This is a genomic window from Gemmatimonadales bacterium, from assembly GCA_041390145.1.
Classification (GTDB): domain Bacteria; phylum Gemmatimonadota; class Gemmatimonadetes; order Gemmatimonadales; family GWC2-71-9; genus SPDF01.
This window is the reverse complement of record JAWKQM010000008.1, coordinates 74,792-89,018: the sequence shown is the minus strand read 5'-3', so window position 1 is coordinate 89,018 and position 14,227 is coordinate 74,792. Positions and strand designations below refer to the sequence as shown.

Here is a 14,227-nt window from a genome sequence, read left to right as displayed (position 1 = left end):
CGAGGCGGCCCGCACGCCTACTTGACCACCCGCTTGACGAGCTTTCCTGCAGGGAAGCTGCCGTCCACCGCAACGCCGTTGAGCAACGCCACCTGCCCGATCGGCACCGTGGAGGGGTACTTGGCGTTGAACGCCGACACCGTCATCGGGGCACTGAGCTTCACGATCCGGATGCGGGCGGGGCTGACGTTGAGCCTCGCCGCGTCCGTGAGGGGACGAAAACTGCGGATCCAGCCCTGGATGATCGGGTCGTAGGCCGCCGCCTGCGCCTCCTTCGCAATGCCCATCAGGCGGTAGCTCCGGCCGCCGTAGCTGAGAATCGCGATGCGACCGCGGACAGGGGATCCGTCCTCGAGGGTCGCGCTGAAAGGCGCGGAGACCGCGGGAAGCCCGTTGATCGATGCGCTGCTGGTGCTGCCCGGCGTGACCCCTGGCTGGGCCAGGAAGGCCTGCAGCTGCGTTGCGATCGCGTCCGTGCTGCCGAGCTCGAGCTGCAGGAGCCCGTCCTGCTGCTCCGCCAGGCCCGTCACCGCCGAAAAGCCGTTGTTGGTCCGCCAGCCGGCAGGAAAGAGCAGCTGAAGCTTCAACTCCGGATGGTAGAACGCCTGGCCATCGAAGTACCCCTGACGGGGATCGGCGCCGTACACCATCCCGTCAAGCTGCCGGACGTACGTCTCCCGGTTCCAGATCAGCCCCGTGGAGCTCACCTTGGCGCTGTCGAGCATTCGCTGCGTCTGGGCCAGGCGGTTCTCCGGGTACGGGTGCGTCACGGCCCAGGCGGGAAGCCGCTCCTGCCCGCTGGCTGATTCCACGCCCTCGAGCATGGTGAACAGGTCGAGCATCGCATGCGGATCGTACCCCGAGCGCAGCGAGTACCGAAAGCCGAGCATGTCGGCCTGACTCTCGTCGTCACGGGTGTACTTCAGGAAGAGGAGTTGCAACCCGGCGCCGGCCACTCCCATGTACTGCTGGAGCTCGGGACGGAGGACGGCGCCGAGGCCCAGGCCCAACTGTGCCAGTTGGGCCCGGCTCATCTGGGTGGCGGAGTGACGCGCGGTGACGTGCCCGATTTCGTGGCCGAGCACGCCGGCCAGCTCGGCCTCCGAATTCATGTTCGCAAGAATACCGCGGGTGATGTAGATGAACCCGCCGGGCAGCGCGAAGGCGTTGACCTGCGGGTCGTCCACCACCGTGAACTTCCAGGGAAGTTGCGGCCGCTCCGAGCTGGCGGCCAGCTGCAACCCCAGTTTCGAGACGTACGGCTGCCAGACCGGATCCTCGTACGGCCCCATCTGGACGGCCACCTGCTGGGCCGCCTCCATCCCCATCGCGACTTCCTGGCTCTCCGACACCAGGTTGAACTCGTTCTGGCCGGTGGCCGGGTTCATGGCACAGCCGGCCACCAGGACCCCGGCCAGCGCCACCGCGAGGCGGCGGCGACCGAGATCCGTGATGCGCGCCTGGGGCGCCGTCTGCTTCATCAGTTGCCGGTCATCTCGTCGGCGAGCGGCCCGGCGCCGTACACCTGGCGTAGCGCCTCGATGATCGCACGGCTGTCCACCCAGACGGCTCGCGCGACCCGTTCGGTGTACAGGAACCGGTTCGGGAGCATCTCGATGTTGCCGTCGAAGATCAGCCCGACCACTTCGGCGTTCTTGTTGATGATGGGGCTGCCGGAGTTCCCGCCAATGATGTCCACCGTGCCCGCCACGTTGAACGGCGTCGCCAGGTCAAGCGCGCCGCGGTTCGTCACCCACCGCGAGGTGAGGTTGAACGGCGGGACACCGTTGAAGCCGGCCGACCGGTCGTACAACCCGTAGAAGGTGGTGAACGGCTGGGCGATGGTGCCGTTGTAGGGATACCGGAGGATCTCGCCATCGGAAATGCGGAGGCTGAAGGTCGCATCGGGGGCGACGCTGTTCCCGTACACCGCCAGCAGTGCGCGCGCCACGAGCTCGTCCTGCTCGGCTTCACGGTCGGCCAGGTCGGCCCACTTCGTCTGCACCGCCCGGTCAAGGGGATCGATCGTGACGGCCAGCTTGATGAACGGGTCGTTCGACGCCGCGATGGCCGATGCGCCGCCCGCCATCAACGCCTCACGCTGTGCGGCCGTGGAAATTTGGGAGCCGCGGACCATCGCCGCCGCCGCGTCGGCCGGTGTGCGGCCGGCCAGCGCCGCCTTCAGGACCGGATCGGTCGCGGGGAGCGCCGCCTGCATGGCCTCAAACCACTGGGCCAGGAGCAGACGCTCCTGCAGCGTGTCGATCGGGGTGGTCGAGCTGATGGCCCGGTCGCGCATGGCTTGCCGGGAGTCCTGATAGAGCGGCATCCGGGCGGAGTCGGGCTTCGCCGCCTCGGCGGGGGCCCGGACAATGAGCCCGGCCAGCTGCAGGAGGCGGGTGCCATACGCGTTGTACGAATAGAACTGGCGCTGTGCATCGAGCTTCCGCATCGATGCCCGCGCCTGCTCGATCTCCTTCCAGGGGTCGCCGTACGCCTTCTTGTACGCGGCGTTCGCGTTCACCGAGTGGCGGAAGTTGGTCTCCCACGCGGTCTTCTGGCTCATCAGCTTGGGATCGAGCAGCCCCGACTGATACCCACCCACGGCCTTCTGTGAGTTCTCAAGCCCAAAGATGGTGTTCCGGAGCGCCAGGGCCCGGGTCGAATCCATGGCGGACAGCTGGTGATACACGGCGATGCGCCGCTTGTAGCCGTCGAGCAGGCTCGGATAGGTCAGGTCACGCAGGAACTCGATCTGCGCCATCGTGTTGAGCCGCCCGGTCGAGCCGGGGTTGCCGGTCACGAAGACCAGGTCCTTCTCCTGGCTCCCCGTCTTGGCCCACTTGAAGTACTCGGTGCTGGCGGGCTTGCCGTCCACGTAGGCCCGCACCATCGACATGTCGAGGTCGTAGCGGGGATAGGTGAAGTTGTCGGGATCGCCGCCGAAGAAGGCCGTCTGGCTTTCCACCGCGAACACGAGCCGGAGGTCGTTGAACCGGTGGAAGCGATACAGCATGTACTTGCCACCCCGGTACATCGTGACCACCTGGCAGTTCACGTCGGCTGCCCCTGCCTTGCAGGTCGACTCGATCCGGTCAATCGCCTCGGCGCGCTTCGCCGCGGCGACCGTCGGTGAACTCCCCGCCGGGACCGCCTTCGTGACCTCCGCGGTGACGTCGGTGATCGCCTGCAGCTGGTCGGCCGTCATCCCCTGGCAGACCCGCTCGTCTTCCCGCCGCGCCGCATAGAAGCCGTTGCCGAGCAGGTCCTCGCCCGGCTTGGTCGCGGACTCGACACAGGCGCGAGCGCAGTGGTGGTTGGTCATGATCAGGCCGTTCGGCGAGACGAACGACGCCGAACAACCCGGAATCCGCAGCGAGCTGAGCCGCACGTGGTCGAGCCACTGCGGGGTGGCGTTGAAGCCGTAGCGCTTGGCCCAGTAGGCGAGCGGCGGCTGGTCAAAGGTCCACATCTTCCCGGTCTCGAGCCCCGGATATTCACTCGGGGCCCAGGTGTCCTGAGCGGTCAGCGGGGCGGCCATCAGGAATCCGATGACAGCCAGCAGCGGAAGGAAACGGCGGGACATGGGCAGCTCCACGACGAGTTGAAAGGGGGCCGCCAAAGGGCAGCCGAAGACTGGACAGCTCAGCGGGGCCAGAGCCAGCCAAACACGCCGGCAGTCAGCAACCCGAAGACCAGCCCATCAAACATCTCGCGGGCGGTGCTCCCCCACGAGCGCGAAAACCAGATGGCCCCGGGCACCAGCGCGGCCGCATAGGCCAACGTGGCGACCGTGCCGACCACCCGGAATACGGGAAGATAGGGTGCGCCGGCGGGCAAAGTGTGAGAAGCGGCATAACCAACTATGAAGGAAACGCCGAGGGTGTACAAGAAGTATTGCCCCAACGACTTACCGATCCTTGGCCGACCCGGCGCCCCGAGAATCAGGAACCCCATCGGCCCGGCCTCCGCCTTGGCCAGCCAGGCCGGGTCCCTCGCCGCATCCCGGGAATCACAATGCGGGAAGTTGTACTGACCGACGCCCGCCCCCGACTTCCGCAGGGCGGCGAGCACTCCATCCTCATCCGGGAGCTTCTTCCAGTCGCCGCGATGATGCGGCAAGACCATCCACATGACGAACCCGCCGACGTGGATGAGGACCGCGGCGAGCAGGATCGGGAGCCAGAGATCAAGGAGTGAGACCACGTAACCTCCAGGGGCGGCGGGGGAGGGCCAAGGTAGGCATCCCCCAACGATCCGCTTGGGGGGAAATGCCGCAAGGGGTCACTTGCCGCCCCGCACCTCGAGCAGCTCGACCTCGAAGACCAGCGTGGCGTTGCCGGGGATCATCGCCCCAGCTCCACCCGACCCGTATCCAAGCTGCGGAGGAATGACGAGGAGCCGCTTCCCGCCCACCCGCATGCCGGCCACCCCCTCGTCCCACCCATCGATCACCTGCCTCCGTCCCAGCGCGAAGGAGAACGGCCTTCCAGCGTTCTTGCTGCTGTCGAAGAGGTTGCCGTTGGCCAGCCAGCCGCTGTATTCCACCACCACCGTCGACCCGCGCACCGCCTCCGCGCCGGTGCCCTCGGTCAGGTCTTTCCAGTAGAGGCCGCTCTCCGTTCGGGCCATCATGTCGATATCGACGTTCAGGCTCGGAGCATAGGTCAGCGTTTCGGGCGCTCCCACCACGGCGCTCTTGGCCTGGGACTGCGCACCGAGCGGTCTGGAGCGGACGGCGTCGAGCGAACAGCCGGTGAGCACGGCGAGAATGAGGCAGAGAGCGGCGCGGCGCATCAGGAACTCCTTGAGAGATGGGCGCGGGCGAGGGAAAGACCCTCCTCCAGCGTGGCGGCGAATGCGAGCCGCCCGGGCGAGTGGACGATGCCCACCCGCGTCAGGAACTTTGCGGGCTGGGCCTGTACCCGCACGAGAATCACGAGCGTGTGGTCGCGCGCCAGGCGTGCCAGCGCCGACTCCAGATTGACCATCCCGGTCGCGTCGATGACCGGTACCGCCCCCAGTTCCAGCAGAACGACGCCGGCCTCGCCGGCGCTCGCGTGCAGCGAGTCCATCGCCTTTTCAGCCGCGCCGAAAAAGAGCGGCCCTGCAATTTCGTACAGCACCACGCCCGGGGGAAGCGGCTCCCGCAGCGCGAGGTGCTGACCGTCCTCCACCAGCCTGGTTCCCGAAAGATCGGCCATCCGGCGCATGAAGAGCACGGCGGCGAGCAGGACGCCCGCCGTGACCGCCACGGTCATGTCGAAGATGACGGTCAGGAAGAAGCAGGTCAGGAGGACAAGGGCATCGCTGCGGGGAGCCACGCGGAGGACCCGGAGCACGTGGGGAAGGTCGCTCATGTTCCAGGCGACCAGCAGCAGCAGCGCGGCCAGCGACGCCATGGGGAGCGCGCCAAGCAGCGGAGCCAGGACGAGCATGGCCGCCAGCACCACGACACTGTGGGTGATCGCCGCCACCGGGGAGCGCCCCCCGGCCCGGAAGTTCGTCGCCGTCCGGGCAATGGCGCCGGTCGCCGCGAACCCGCCGAAGAACGGGGCGATCAGGTTGCCGGTTCCCTGCGCGACCAGCTCCGCGTTGGGATCGTGTCGCGTCCCCGCCATTCCGTCCGCCACCACCGCGGAGAGGAGCGACTCGATGGCGCCCAGCATCGCGATGGCAAAGGCACTCGGCAGCAGGTCCTGCAGCAGGCCGAAGGAGAGCGTCAGTGGCTCCGCTCCCGCGCCGGGCATCTGCCAGGGGAGGATCGGCATCGGCGGCAGCCGCGGAATCCCGGTGCGGACCACCCCATCCACTACGTACTGGAAACGGCTGCCGATGGTGGCCACGTCGAATCCCGGGACAACCCGCCGCAGGACCTCGACCGCGACCGCCACGGCGACCAGGGCGACGAGCGGCCCGGGGAGCTTGGTCCGCAACCGTGGCCAGAACACGAGGATTGCCAGCGTCGCGGCCCCGACGACTGCCTCCTCCCAGCGCGCGGTCGGCATCGCGGCAACCAGCCCGCTGACCCGCTCCACAAAGTGCTCGGGAGCCCCCTCCGGGGTGAGGCCGAAGAAGTCCTTCAGCTGCAAGACCGCGATCACGAGCGCAATGCCCGCGGTGAAGCCGGCCGTCACCGGCAGCGGGATGAACTGAATGAGCTTGCCCATGCGCGCGACGCCGAATCCCACGAGAATGGCTCCCGCCATCATCGAGGCGATCAGGAGGCCGCCGATCCCGAACCGATGGACGATCGGCACCAGGATGACGACGAACGCCGCCGTAGGACCGGAGACCTGCAATCGAGATCCGCCCAGCGCCGCAATGACGGCGCCGGCGACGATCGCGGTATAGAGGCCGTGCTGCGGGGGGACGCCGGCCGCGATGGCGAGCGCCATCGAAAGCGGCAGGGCAACGACGCCGACCACGAGGCCCGCCAGGAGGTCGCTCCGGAAGCTCTTCCGTGAATAGCCCTCGCTCAGGACTTCGCGAAGCGCCGATGCGGGACGAAGCTTCAGCTCGGGCAGGATGGCGCGGGCCTGCCGGAACCGCGAGCGGTGGAAGCCGCCGGGATCGTCGGGCATGCTCATGATGACGGGAAGCCGGCGGCCCGACGGATGCGCCGGACCTGCCTGGCATGGTGCCGAATATGAGCGGTGTAGAACGCCACGCCTGTTCCGACCGACACCCATCCCCCGATCGGATGCCGGAAGCGGGCGGTCCGAGCCTCCGCCGCGGTAACCGGCTCGAGAACCTGTTGCAGACCTCGCCTCGCCTCCCCCCAGCGCGTCTCCAGCTCCGCCAGGGAAACGGTTCCGGTGGGAAGCACGCGCGCCACCGGCACCTTGACCCGGAGGTCCGTCCGCATGACCAGGAGCACCATCGCCATCCGGACCCGCGCCACCGGCGTGATCGTGGTGCCGGGCGGCGGTCCTTTCAGAATGCCGAGGAGACTCTTCTCCTCGGCAAGGACGAGGTGCTCGGTCACGTCGAGCATCGACCAGGCCCCTGGCGCCGGACGAAAGGACCGTTGCTGGTCGGTTGCAGCGCGGATCGGCGCCAGAAACGCCTCCCGCGCCGCGTCCAGCGTCGCCAACCGGTTCGAAAGATCGGGGAGCATGCCCATCGTCTCGCTATTCAGGATGTCAGGCGCCGGCGCGCGCCAATGCCGGCCGCCCTGCCCGTCGCCCACGCCCAGTGAAAGTTGTAGCCACCGATCGGCCCAAAGGCGTCCAGCACCTCGCCGCAAAGAAAGAGCCCCGGTGTCCGTCGGCTCTCCATGGTGACCGGGTCGATGTCGGAGAGCGCCACGCCGCCTCCCGTGACTTCCGCCTTGCGATACCCCTCGTCCCCGGTGACCGGAAGCGGCATCGCCGTGAGCGCCGTCAACAGTGACGCTCGCTCCTCGCGCCGCAGCTGCGCCAGCGTGCGATCCGCCGGCACTCCCGCCTCCTCGAGCAGCGCCAGGGCGAGCCGTTCCGGCAGCGCGCGGCGCACGACCGTCGCGACCTGCAGGCGTCCACCCGCGTTGAACTCGCGCTCCCAGTCTCCCCGTTCCAGCGCCCCCCACCGGGCCAGGATGACCGGGCGGGGCCCCGCCCGCGGTCGCGAAACGACATGCGAGATGTTGAGGACGGCCGGTCCGCTGAATCCGCGGTGGGTGAAGAGTAATCCCTGTGGGAGCGAGTAGCGCGGCGTCTCGGGCGGCGCCGTCAGCTCGGCATCCAGCGACACGCCGGACAGATCCGTCCACCGCGCCACATTCGTCGTCAGCGGCGTCAGCGCCGGATAGGTTGGATGTATCACATGCCCGAGCGCGCTCATGAGCTGAAGCCCCGTCCCGTCGCTTCCAGTGTTGGGCACACTGAGGCCGCCGGTTGCCACCACGACCGTCCGGGTCTGCAGCACCTCACCCGTTTCAAGCCCGACTTCCCACACCACACCGGACGGCGTCAGCCGGGTCACGCTGGAGCTGAAACGAATCTCCGCGCCGGCCCCGCGCGCATGCTCGATCAGCCGGTCGCGCACATCGCGCGCGCGGTTCGAGGCGGGGAAGAGCTTGCCGCTCTCCTCCTCGAGGACCAGCGGCAGGTGCAGCTCTTCCTCGAAGAAGCGCCGCTGGGCGGGAAGCGGCCAGCCACGAAGCATGTTGCGGAGCGAGTTCGGGGAGGAATCGGTGACGAACCACTCGGCCCGCACCACCGAAGGGAGGATGTTGCAGCGCCCTCCGCCGCTGATCAGGATCTTCCGCCCACCGTCCCGGGTCCGCTCGAGGAGGATGACGCGGCGCCCGTCGCCCGCCGCGAAGGCCGCGGCGAGCAGCCCCGCCGCCCCCGCGCCCACCACCACGGCATCAACAGGTCCCTGGGTCATTCCGACAGCACGGCATATACCACTAGGTCCTCGAACACTCCCCACTTGAGCGTGTGTTCCCGCAGGACCCCCTCCCGCTGCATGCCGAGCTTCTGCATCACACGGCCAGACGCGGGGTTGCGCGCCATGTGGCGGGCCATGATGCGATGCAGGCCGAGCGACGTGAACCCGAAGTCGATGATCGCCCGGCTCGCCTCGGTCGCGTACCCGAGGTTCCACCAGGGGGTCCCGATCCAGTATCCGAGTTCGGCACGGCGGTCCGCCATGGCCAACGCCAGCCCGACCGCGCCCACGAGTACATCGTCGCCGGGTGTCGTGACGGCGAGCGTCAGCACGTCCTTTGCCGCCCACCCGGCGGCATGCGTGGCGATCCACTCCTCGGCGGCCCCGTCCGGATACGGATGCGGCACCGTGAGCGTGTTGGCGGCGACCTCCCGTTCACCCGCGAGTCGCTGCACTGCCGGCGCGTCGTCAAGACGAAACGGCCGGAGCACGAGGCGCGGCGTGCGCAGGGTCGGCATCGGTGCGTCGGTCATGAGCGCTCCACCGGCAGATCCTCACGCCCGCCCCATTCCGTCCAGGCGCCATCGTAGAGCGCACCGGCAGGTGCGCCGACCACCTCCAGCGCCAGCAACACGGCGCAGGCCGAGGTCCCCGATCCGCAGGTCGCGACGACCGGCCGGCGCAGATCCACGCCGCTCGCGTGCAGACGCTCGCGAAGCGCATCGGGGGAGCGGAGGCGCCCGTTCGCATCGACCAGGTCGGCGTAGGGAAGGCTGAGGGAACCCGGCATGTGCCCGCTCCGCACCCCGGCGCGCGGCTCCGGGTCGATGCCCCTGAAGCGGCCAGCCGGCCGGGCATCCACCACCTGCGCCGACCGGGAGGCCACGATGGTCTCCATCTCTAAGAGCGATCGGACGTGACCGGGCTGGAGCACCGCGCCAAAATCGCCCCGGGCGCGGGGCGGCGGCGCACCGACTTCCAGCGGACGTCCCTCACTCCGCCACGCCCCGAGCCCGCCATCGAGCACAGCGACACGCTCGTGACCAAAGGCGCGAAACATCCACCACACCCGCGCGGCACTGAGATTCACGCCGGATCCGTCGTAGACCACCACGGAGGACGCCGCCGAAATCCCGAGCTCGCGCGCCACGGCTTCGAACGCCTCGGCCGTCGGCAGCATGTGCGGCAACGGCGTCGTGTGGTCGCTGGTGGCGTCGAGGTCGAAGAACCGGGCTCCGGGCAGATGCCCGGCAAGGTACTCCGCATAGGCGTTCCGGTCCGAGTTCGGGAGATACCAGCTGGCGTCCAGCACCGCGAGCGTGGGGTCCCCGAGGCGGCCCTGCACGGCAGCGGTGTCAATCAACGGCGGAAAGGACATTGTCAATCTTAGTTTCCCCCGACGGCGGGTCACAATACTATTCCCCGTCCCACTTCCCCGTACCTGGAGTCCATGACGTGCAAGCCAGCCGTGCCGAGCGACTCGCCGCCGCCATCCTGATCCTGGGGGCGTTCGCGGTCGTGCTGGCTGTGGTCCCGCACCGGAGCTTCGAACTCGACCGGTTCTTCCTGCCGAAGGAGGTCATCCTCCACGCGACGGCGCTCCTGGTGGCACTGCTCGTCATTCCGGGGCGGCGAGAATGGACGTGGAGCCGCGTGGACCTTTTCCTCCTCGCGTACCTCGGCCTGACGATCATCTCCGCCGCGTTCGCCACGAACGGATGGCTGGCCATCCGGGCGGTGGGAATCACCTGGTCAGGGCTTCTCCTGTTCTGGTCCAGCCGGGAGCTCTCGCGTGCCGGGCTCGGGCGGATGCTGACCGTCGGACTCGCCGCGGGGGCGGTGTTGGGCGTGCTCACCGCCATCGGCCAGGCCTACGGCCTGCTCGACTCCGACCTGTTCAGCCTGACTCGCGCCCCCGGTGGAACCTTCGGCAACCGCAACTTCGTGGCGCACTTGTCGGCGATCGTCCTTCCGGCGCTGTTCGCCGTCGCCCTCACTGCCCGAAACCGGTTTGGATACCTTCTTTCCGTCCTCGCCACCCTGCTGACCGTCGGCCTGCTCGTGCTCACCCGTTCGCGTGCCGCCTGGCTGGCCACGGCCCTGTCAGGGTCCGTCTTCGTGCTGCTCGCATTCTTTCCCGGCGGCCTCTGGCGCGACGCTGTGGTCCGCCGACGGCTGCTCGGCCCGTTCCTGGCCGTGGCGGCCGGCGCACTCCTGGCGCTCAGCGTACCCAATGCGCTCGATTGGCGGAGCGACACTCCCTACGTCGACACGCTGAAAGGCCTGACCAATTACCAGGAGGGCAGCGGGCGCGGGCGGCTGCTCCAGTGGAAGAACAGTCTGTCGCTGGTGCGTGCCGACCCGGTGCTGGGGGTCGGTCCCGGCAACTGGGCGGTGGAGTATCCCGCCGTGGTCACGCCGGAGGATCCCTCGCTCGACAGCGAGGGCATGGCGGCCAATCCTTGGCCAAGCAGCGACTGGATGGCGGTGCTCTCGGAGCGCGGGCTCTTCGCCTTCCTGTTGCTCACCTGCGCCGGAGGGCTCCTCTTCCTGACCGGAGTACGCAGCTGGATGGCGAGCCCACGCGGCGTGCAGGATCTCGCGCCGCTCGTCCTCGCGAGCACGGTCGCCGCCACGGCAGTGGTGGGTGCATTCGACGCCGTTCTCCTGCTCCCGGTGCCGGCGCTCTACGTGTGGAGCCTGGCGGGTAGCTTGTTGCCGGTGGAGCCCTTCCCGGAACGGCGGCCCGCGACGTGGCAGTCGCGGGTGGCCGTGGCCGCCCTGGTGCTGACCGTGGGAGCGGTCGTCACCTGGCGGAGCGTTCAGCAGGTGCGGGCAATGGAGTTGCTTGCTGTCTGGGGGCGGTTGAGCACACGGGCGGAAGCGGCTGCCATGGATCCCGGGAGTTACCGGATCCAGGTGATGGTGGCCCAGTCGTACCGGCGGCGCGGGCGGTGCAAGGACGCCATCCCCTTTGCGCAACAGGCCGCGCGCCTCTTTCCGGAGGCGGCGGAGCCGAGGGCCATCCTGCGGGCCTGCGGACAGCGCTGAACAGTTCCGACCGGATCGGGGAGGTCGACCTCGGGAAGCGCCGCCAGGCGGAGCTCAGGACCCGAGCAGTACCCGGCCGTCCACCGCCACCGCGCGGTCGGGAAACGCGAGGAGCGGGTTCACGTCGAGTTCGGCAATCTGGGGAAAATCCTCGGCGAGTCGTGACAAGCGGAGCAGGACTTCCTCGATCGCCACGCGGTCGGCGGGGGGGGCGCCGCGCACCGGCCCGAGCAGACGCGCCCCGCGCAGGCCGGCAATCATGTCCGACGCCTCGCGCCGGTTGATCGGCGCCACCCGGAAGACCACATCCCGCAGCACTTCCACAAAAATGCCGCCCAGCCCGAACATGACCAGCGGACCGAAGGAAGGATCGCGCGTCACGCCGGCGATCGTCTCACGGCCGCCGTGCACCATCTCCTGGACAAGGACACCGTGGATGGTGGCGTTCGGCACCGCGCGGCGCGCGGACGCGACAATCTCGTCATACGCCGCGCGCACATCGGCGGCACCTTCGACGCCGACCTTCACGCCGCCGACGTCGGTCTTATGGACGATTTCGGGCGACACGATCTTCATCGCCACGGCACCACCCGTCGCTGCGGCGAGCGTGACCGCCTCATCCGGGTTCCGCGCCAGGCCGGCCGCCGCGGTGGGAATCCCGTAGGCCCGAAGCAGCGCGAGCGACTCGACCTCTCCCAGCCGTGACAGTCCCGCCGCCTCTGCGTCGGCGAGCAGGCGTGCCGCCGTGTCGCGGTCAACCTCGAGCGTCTCGATCGGCGGGACCGGCCGCTCCATCCACTCCCGCTGGCGACACAGCGCGGAAAGCGCCCGCGCCGCCGACTCCGGGAAGATGTACGCCGGAACACCGACCTCATGCAGCTCGGCCTTCCCCTGCGGCAACCCCTCGCGACCCATCAGGACCGCGAGCACCGGCTTGTCGGGATGCGCACCCGCCACCGAGGCGATCGCCTCGGCGACATCCGCCTGCTTGATCCCCAGCGGCGGGACAAAAATGGCCAGGGCAGAATCGACGTTCGGATCGTTGAGCAGCGCATCCAGTGCCGCGCGATACCCCGGCGGCGTGGCGCTCGCAATCATGTCGAGCGGATTGCGCAACGACGCTTCCTCGGGAAAGAGCGGCTTGAGCCGCGCCACCGTCTCCGGCGCGAGTTCCGGCAGTTCCACCTGGACGCGCTCCAGCGCGTCCGCCGCCAGGATCCCGGGGCCGCCCGAATTCGTCACCACGGCGGTCCGCCGCGACCGCGGTGTCCGCTCGTCGGAGAACGCCATGGCGAGGTCGAAGAGCTCTTCCACCGTCTCCGCCCGGATCACGCCGGCCTGCGAGAGCATCGCGTCCACGAGCGTGTCGCTGGCGGCCAGCGCGCCGGTGTGCGACGAGGCCGCGCGTGCGCCGACCTTCGACCGGCCCGACTTCACCACGATGATCGGCTTGGTGCGCGTCATCCGCCGGGCAATCTCCAGGAACTTCCGCGGATTGCCGAAGTTCTCGACGTACATCAGGATCACGCCGACCGAGGGATCCTGCTCCCAGTGGAGCAGGAGGTCGTTGCCACTCACGTCGGGCTTGTTGCCCATCGAGACGAACTGGTTGATGCCGATGCCGTATTCCTTGGCGTAGTCGAGGACGCTCAACCCCATCGCGCCCGACTGCGACACAAACGCCGCGCGGCCGAAGGGGGGCATGCTTGGTGCAAACGTCGCGTTCATCGACACCGCGGGATCGGCATTGAGCACGCCCATGCAGTTCGGCCCGACCATCCGCATGCCGTACTGCCGGACGATTTCCATCAACTGGCGCTCACGTTCGACGCCCTCGCCGCCGACTTCCCGGAATCCCGCCGAGATGACGGTCAGCCCGGGCACGCCCGCCTCGCCGCACTCGCGGGCGACGCCGAGCACGTGCTGCTTGGGAACCGTGATCACCGCCATGTCCACCGGATCGGGGACGGCGCCGATGGTCGGGTAGGTCTTGAGGGAGTGAATCGAGTCGGCCTTCGGATTCACCGGGAAGACCGTCCCGGTGAAGCCGTAGTCGACGAGGTTGGAGACGATCTCGTTGCCGATCGTGTTCGGGGTGCGCGAGGCCCCGATGACTGCGACGCGGCGCGGTCGAAGAATGCAGTCCAGGGACGCGGTCATCCTAGCGCCGGCGTGCACCGCCGCGGTCGTCGTCCCGGGGACGGGACTTCGCGCGCTCGGCGGCGTCCTTTGCGGCCTGCCGGAGCATCTCCTCGGGGGATTTCGGATTGGCCCCCGGACGCGGGGCGCCGGACTTGAGAGTGATGGTCCCGTCGTCGTTGCCAACGGTGAGAGGACGCCCGCCACGCACCTCATACGCACCCACCACGTCCTCACCCATGAAGGCGGCGTTCTTGATGCGCTCGAGGAGCGCTTCGCGCGTCGGCAATCCCTCGCACGACGACAGCGGCGTCCCGCTCGCGGAACTCACGCGAATGACGATGGCGTACTTGGCGCCCGCCAGATCCTTGGTGGAGCGGAGATCCGTCGCCGCGGCCTCCCGCGCCCAGCGCAACGCCTCCTGCTCCTGCGCACTCAATCCATCAGCGGTCTCCGCACCGGATCCGCCTCGCTTGCTCTTGCCCCTGCGATTCTGCCGGAGACGCTGCAAATACATCGGTTCGTCGCTCATGCCAACCTCCCTGCGCCTGAAGAATGCTGCTTGGTGGCGGCAGGATAAGCTGTTACCCCAAGAGACACAAGGACTTGCAGACCCGTGGAGCCCGCGAATCAGTGAGGCCGCCAGGCCACGCAGCCTGCT

General features: G+C 68.7%; 12 protein-coding genes. 1 reads left to right on the top strand and 11 read right to left on the bottom strand.

Annotated elements, in window-relative coordinates:
- Positions 1-17: 17 nt before the first annotated feature.
- The 9 genes from R2910_08730 to sseA all read right to left on the bottom strand — a co-directional run bounded on the left by R2910_08730 (position 18) and on the right by sseA (position 9,754).
- Positions 18-1,481 carry a M48 family metalloprotease gene (locus tag R2910_08730; protein ID MEZ4413052.1) on the bottom strand — a complete coding sequence of 488 codons (1,464 nt, stop codon included), beginning with the start codon at positions 1,479-1,481 and terminating at the stop codon, positions 18-20.
- Positions 1,481-3,586, bottom strand: a complete 2,106-nt coding sequence (locus R2910_08725; GenBank protein ID MEZ4413051.1) for a S46 family peptidase — start codon at positions 3,584-3,586, stop codon at positions 1,481-1,483. Before R2910_08725 ends, R2910_08730 begins: the two co-directional genes overlap by 1 nt.
- A 59-nt stretch (positions 3,587-3,645) precedes the next feature.
- Complete coding sequence (locus tag R2910_08720) at positions 3,646-4,206, bottom strand: hypothetical protein (GenBank protein MEZ4413050.1); 561 nt, start codon at positions 4,204-4,206, stop codon at positions 3,646-3,648.
- Positions 4,207-4,284: 78 nt separating this feature from the next.
- Complete coding sequence (locus tag R2910_08715) at positions 4,285-4,797, bottom strand: FKBP-type peptidyl-prolyl cis-trans isomerase (GenBank protein ID MEZ4413049.1); 513 nt, start codon at positions 4,795-4,797, stop codon at positions 4,285-4,287.
- Positions 4,797-6,590 carry a C4-dicarboxylic acid transporter DauA gene (gene dauA / locus R2910_08710; GenBank protein MEZ4413048.1) on the bottom strand — a complete coding sequence of 598 codons (1,794 nt, stop codon included), beginning with the start codon at positions 6,588-6,590 and terminating at the stop codon, positions 4,797-4,799. Before dauA ends, R2910_08715 begins: the two co-directional genes overlap by 1 nt.
- Complete coding sequence (locus R2910_08705) at positions 6,587-7,120, bottom strand: DinB family protein (protein ID MEZ4413047.1); 534 nt, start codon at positions 7,118-7,120, stop codon at positions 6,587-6,589. The genes dauA and R2910_08705 overlap by 4 nt, the downstream gene beginning before the upstream one ends.
- Before the next feature lie 17 nt (positions 7,121-7,137).
- Positions 7,138-8,373, bottom strand: a complete 1,236-nt coding sequence (locus tag R2910_08700; GenBank protein ID MEZ4413046.1) for an aminoacetone oxidase family FAD-binding enzyme — start codon at positions 8,371-8,373, stop codon at positions 7,138-7,140.
- Positions 8,370-8,909 carry a GNAT family N-acetyltransferase gene (locus R2910_08695; GenBank protein MEZ4413045.1) on the bottom strand — a complete coding sequence of 180 codons (540 nt, stop codon included), beginning with the start codon at positions 8,907-8,909 and terminating at the stop codon, positions 8,370-8,372. Before R2910_08695 ends, R2910_08700 begins: the two co-directional genes overlap by 4 nt.
- Positions 8,906-9,754: a 3-mercaptopyruvate sulfurtransferase gene (gene sseA / locus R2910_08690; protein ID MEZ4413044.1), complete on the bottom strand. Its 849-nt coding sequence runs from the start codon at positions 9,752-9,754 to the stop codon at positions 8,906-8,908. The genes R2910_08695 and sseA overlap by 4 nt, the downstream gene beginning before the upstream one ends.
- A gap of 77 nt (positions 9,755-9,831) precedes the next feature.
- Between sseA and R2910_08685 the strand changes: the two genes are divergently transcribed.
- Complete coding sequence (locus R2910_08685; protein ID MEZ4413043.1) at positions 9,832-11,427, top strand: O-antigen ligase family protein; 1,596 nt, start codon at positions 9,832-9,834, stop codon at positions 11,425-11,427.
- 54 nt (positions 11,428-11,481) lie between these two features.
- Here the strand turns inward: R2910_08685 and R2910_08680 are convergent, their stop codons facing one another.
- Both R2910_08680 and R2910_08675 read right to left on the bottom strand, forming a co-directional pair.
- Entirely contained in the window at positions 11,482-13,587 is a 2,106-nt protein-coding gene (locus R2910_08680) for an acetate--CoA ligase family protein (protein MEZ4413042.1), read from the bottom strand.
- Position 13,588: 1 nt separating this feature from the next.
- Positions 13,589-14,098 (bottom strand): hypothetical protein, encoded by a 510-nt coding sequence (locus tag R2910_08675; protein MEZ4413041.1) that lies wholly within the window; start codon positions 14,096-14,098, stop codon positions 13,589-13,591.
- Positions 14,099-14,227 lie beyond the last annotated feature (129 nt).

Coding starts and splice junctions, on each gene's coding strand:
- R2910_08680 (MEZ4413042.1), bottom strand. CDS start 13,587: ATGACCGCGTCCCTGGACTGCATTCTTCGACCGCGCCGCGTCGCAGTC.
- R2910_08725 (MEZ4413051.1), bottom strand. CDS start 3,586: ATGTCCCGCCGTTTCCTTCCGCTGCTGGCTGTCATCGGATTCCTGATG.
- dauA (MEZ4413048.1), bottom strand. CDS start 6,590: ATGAGCATGCCCGACGATCCCGGCGGCTTCCACCGCTCGCGGTTCCGG.
- R2910_08675 (MEZ4413041.1), bottom strand. CDS start 14,098: ATGAGCGACGAACCGATGTATTTGCAGCGTCTCCGGCAGAATCGCAGG.
- R2910_08695 (MEZ4413045.1), bottom strand. CDS start 8,909: ATGACCGACGCACCGATGCCGACCCTGCGCACGCCGCGCCTCGTGCTC.
- R2910_08715 (MEZ4413049.1), bottom strand. CDS start 4,797: ATGCGCCGCGCCGCTCTCTGCCTCATTCTCGCCGTGCTCACCGGCTGT.
- R2910_08700 (MEZ4413046.1), bottom strand. CDS start 8,373: ATGACCCAGGGACCTGTTGATGCCGTGGTGGTGGGCGCGGGGGCGGCG.
- R2910_08730 (MEZ4413052.1), bottom strand. CDS start 1,481: ATGAAGCAGACGGCGCCCCAGGCGCGCATCACGGATCTCGGTCGCCGC.
- sseA (MEZ4413044.1), bottom strand. CDS start 9,754: ATGTCCTTTCCGCCGTTGATTGACACCGCTGCCGTGCAGGGCCGCCTC.
- R2910_08705 (MEZ4413047.1), bottom strand. CDS start 7,120: ATGCTCCCCGATCTTTCGAACCGGTTGGCGACGCTGGACGCGGCGCGG.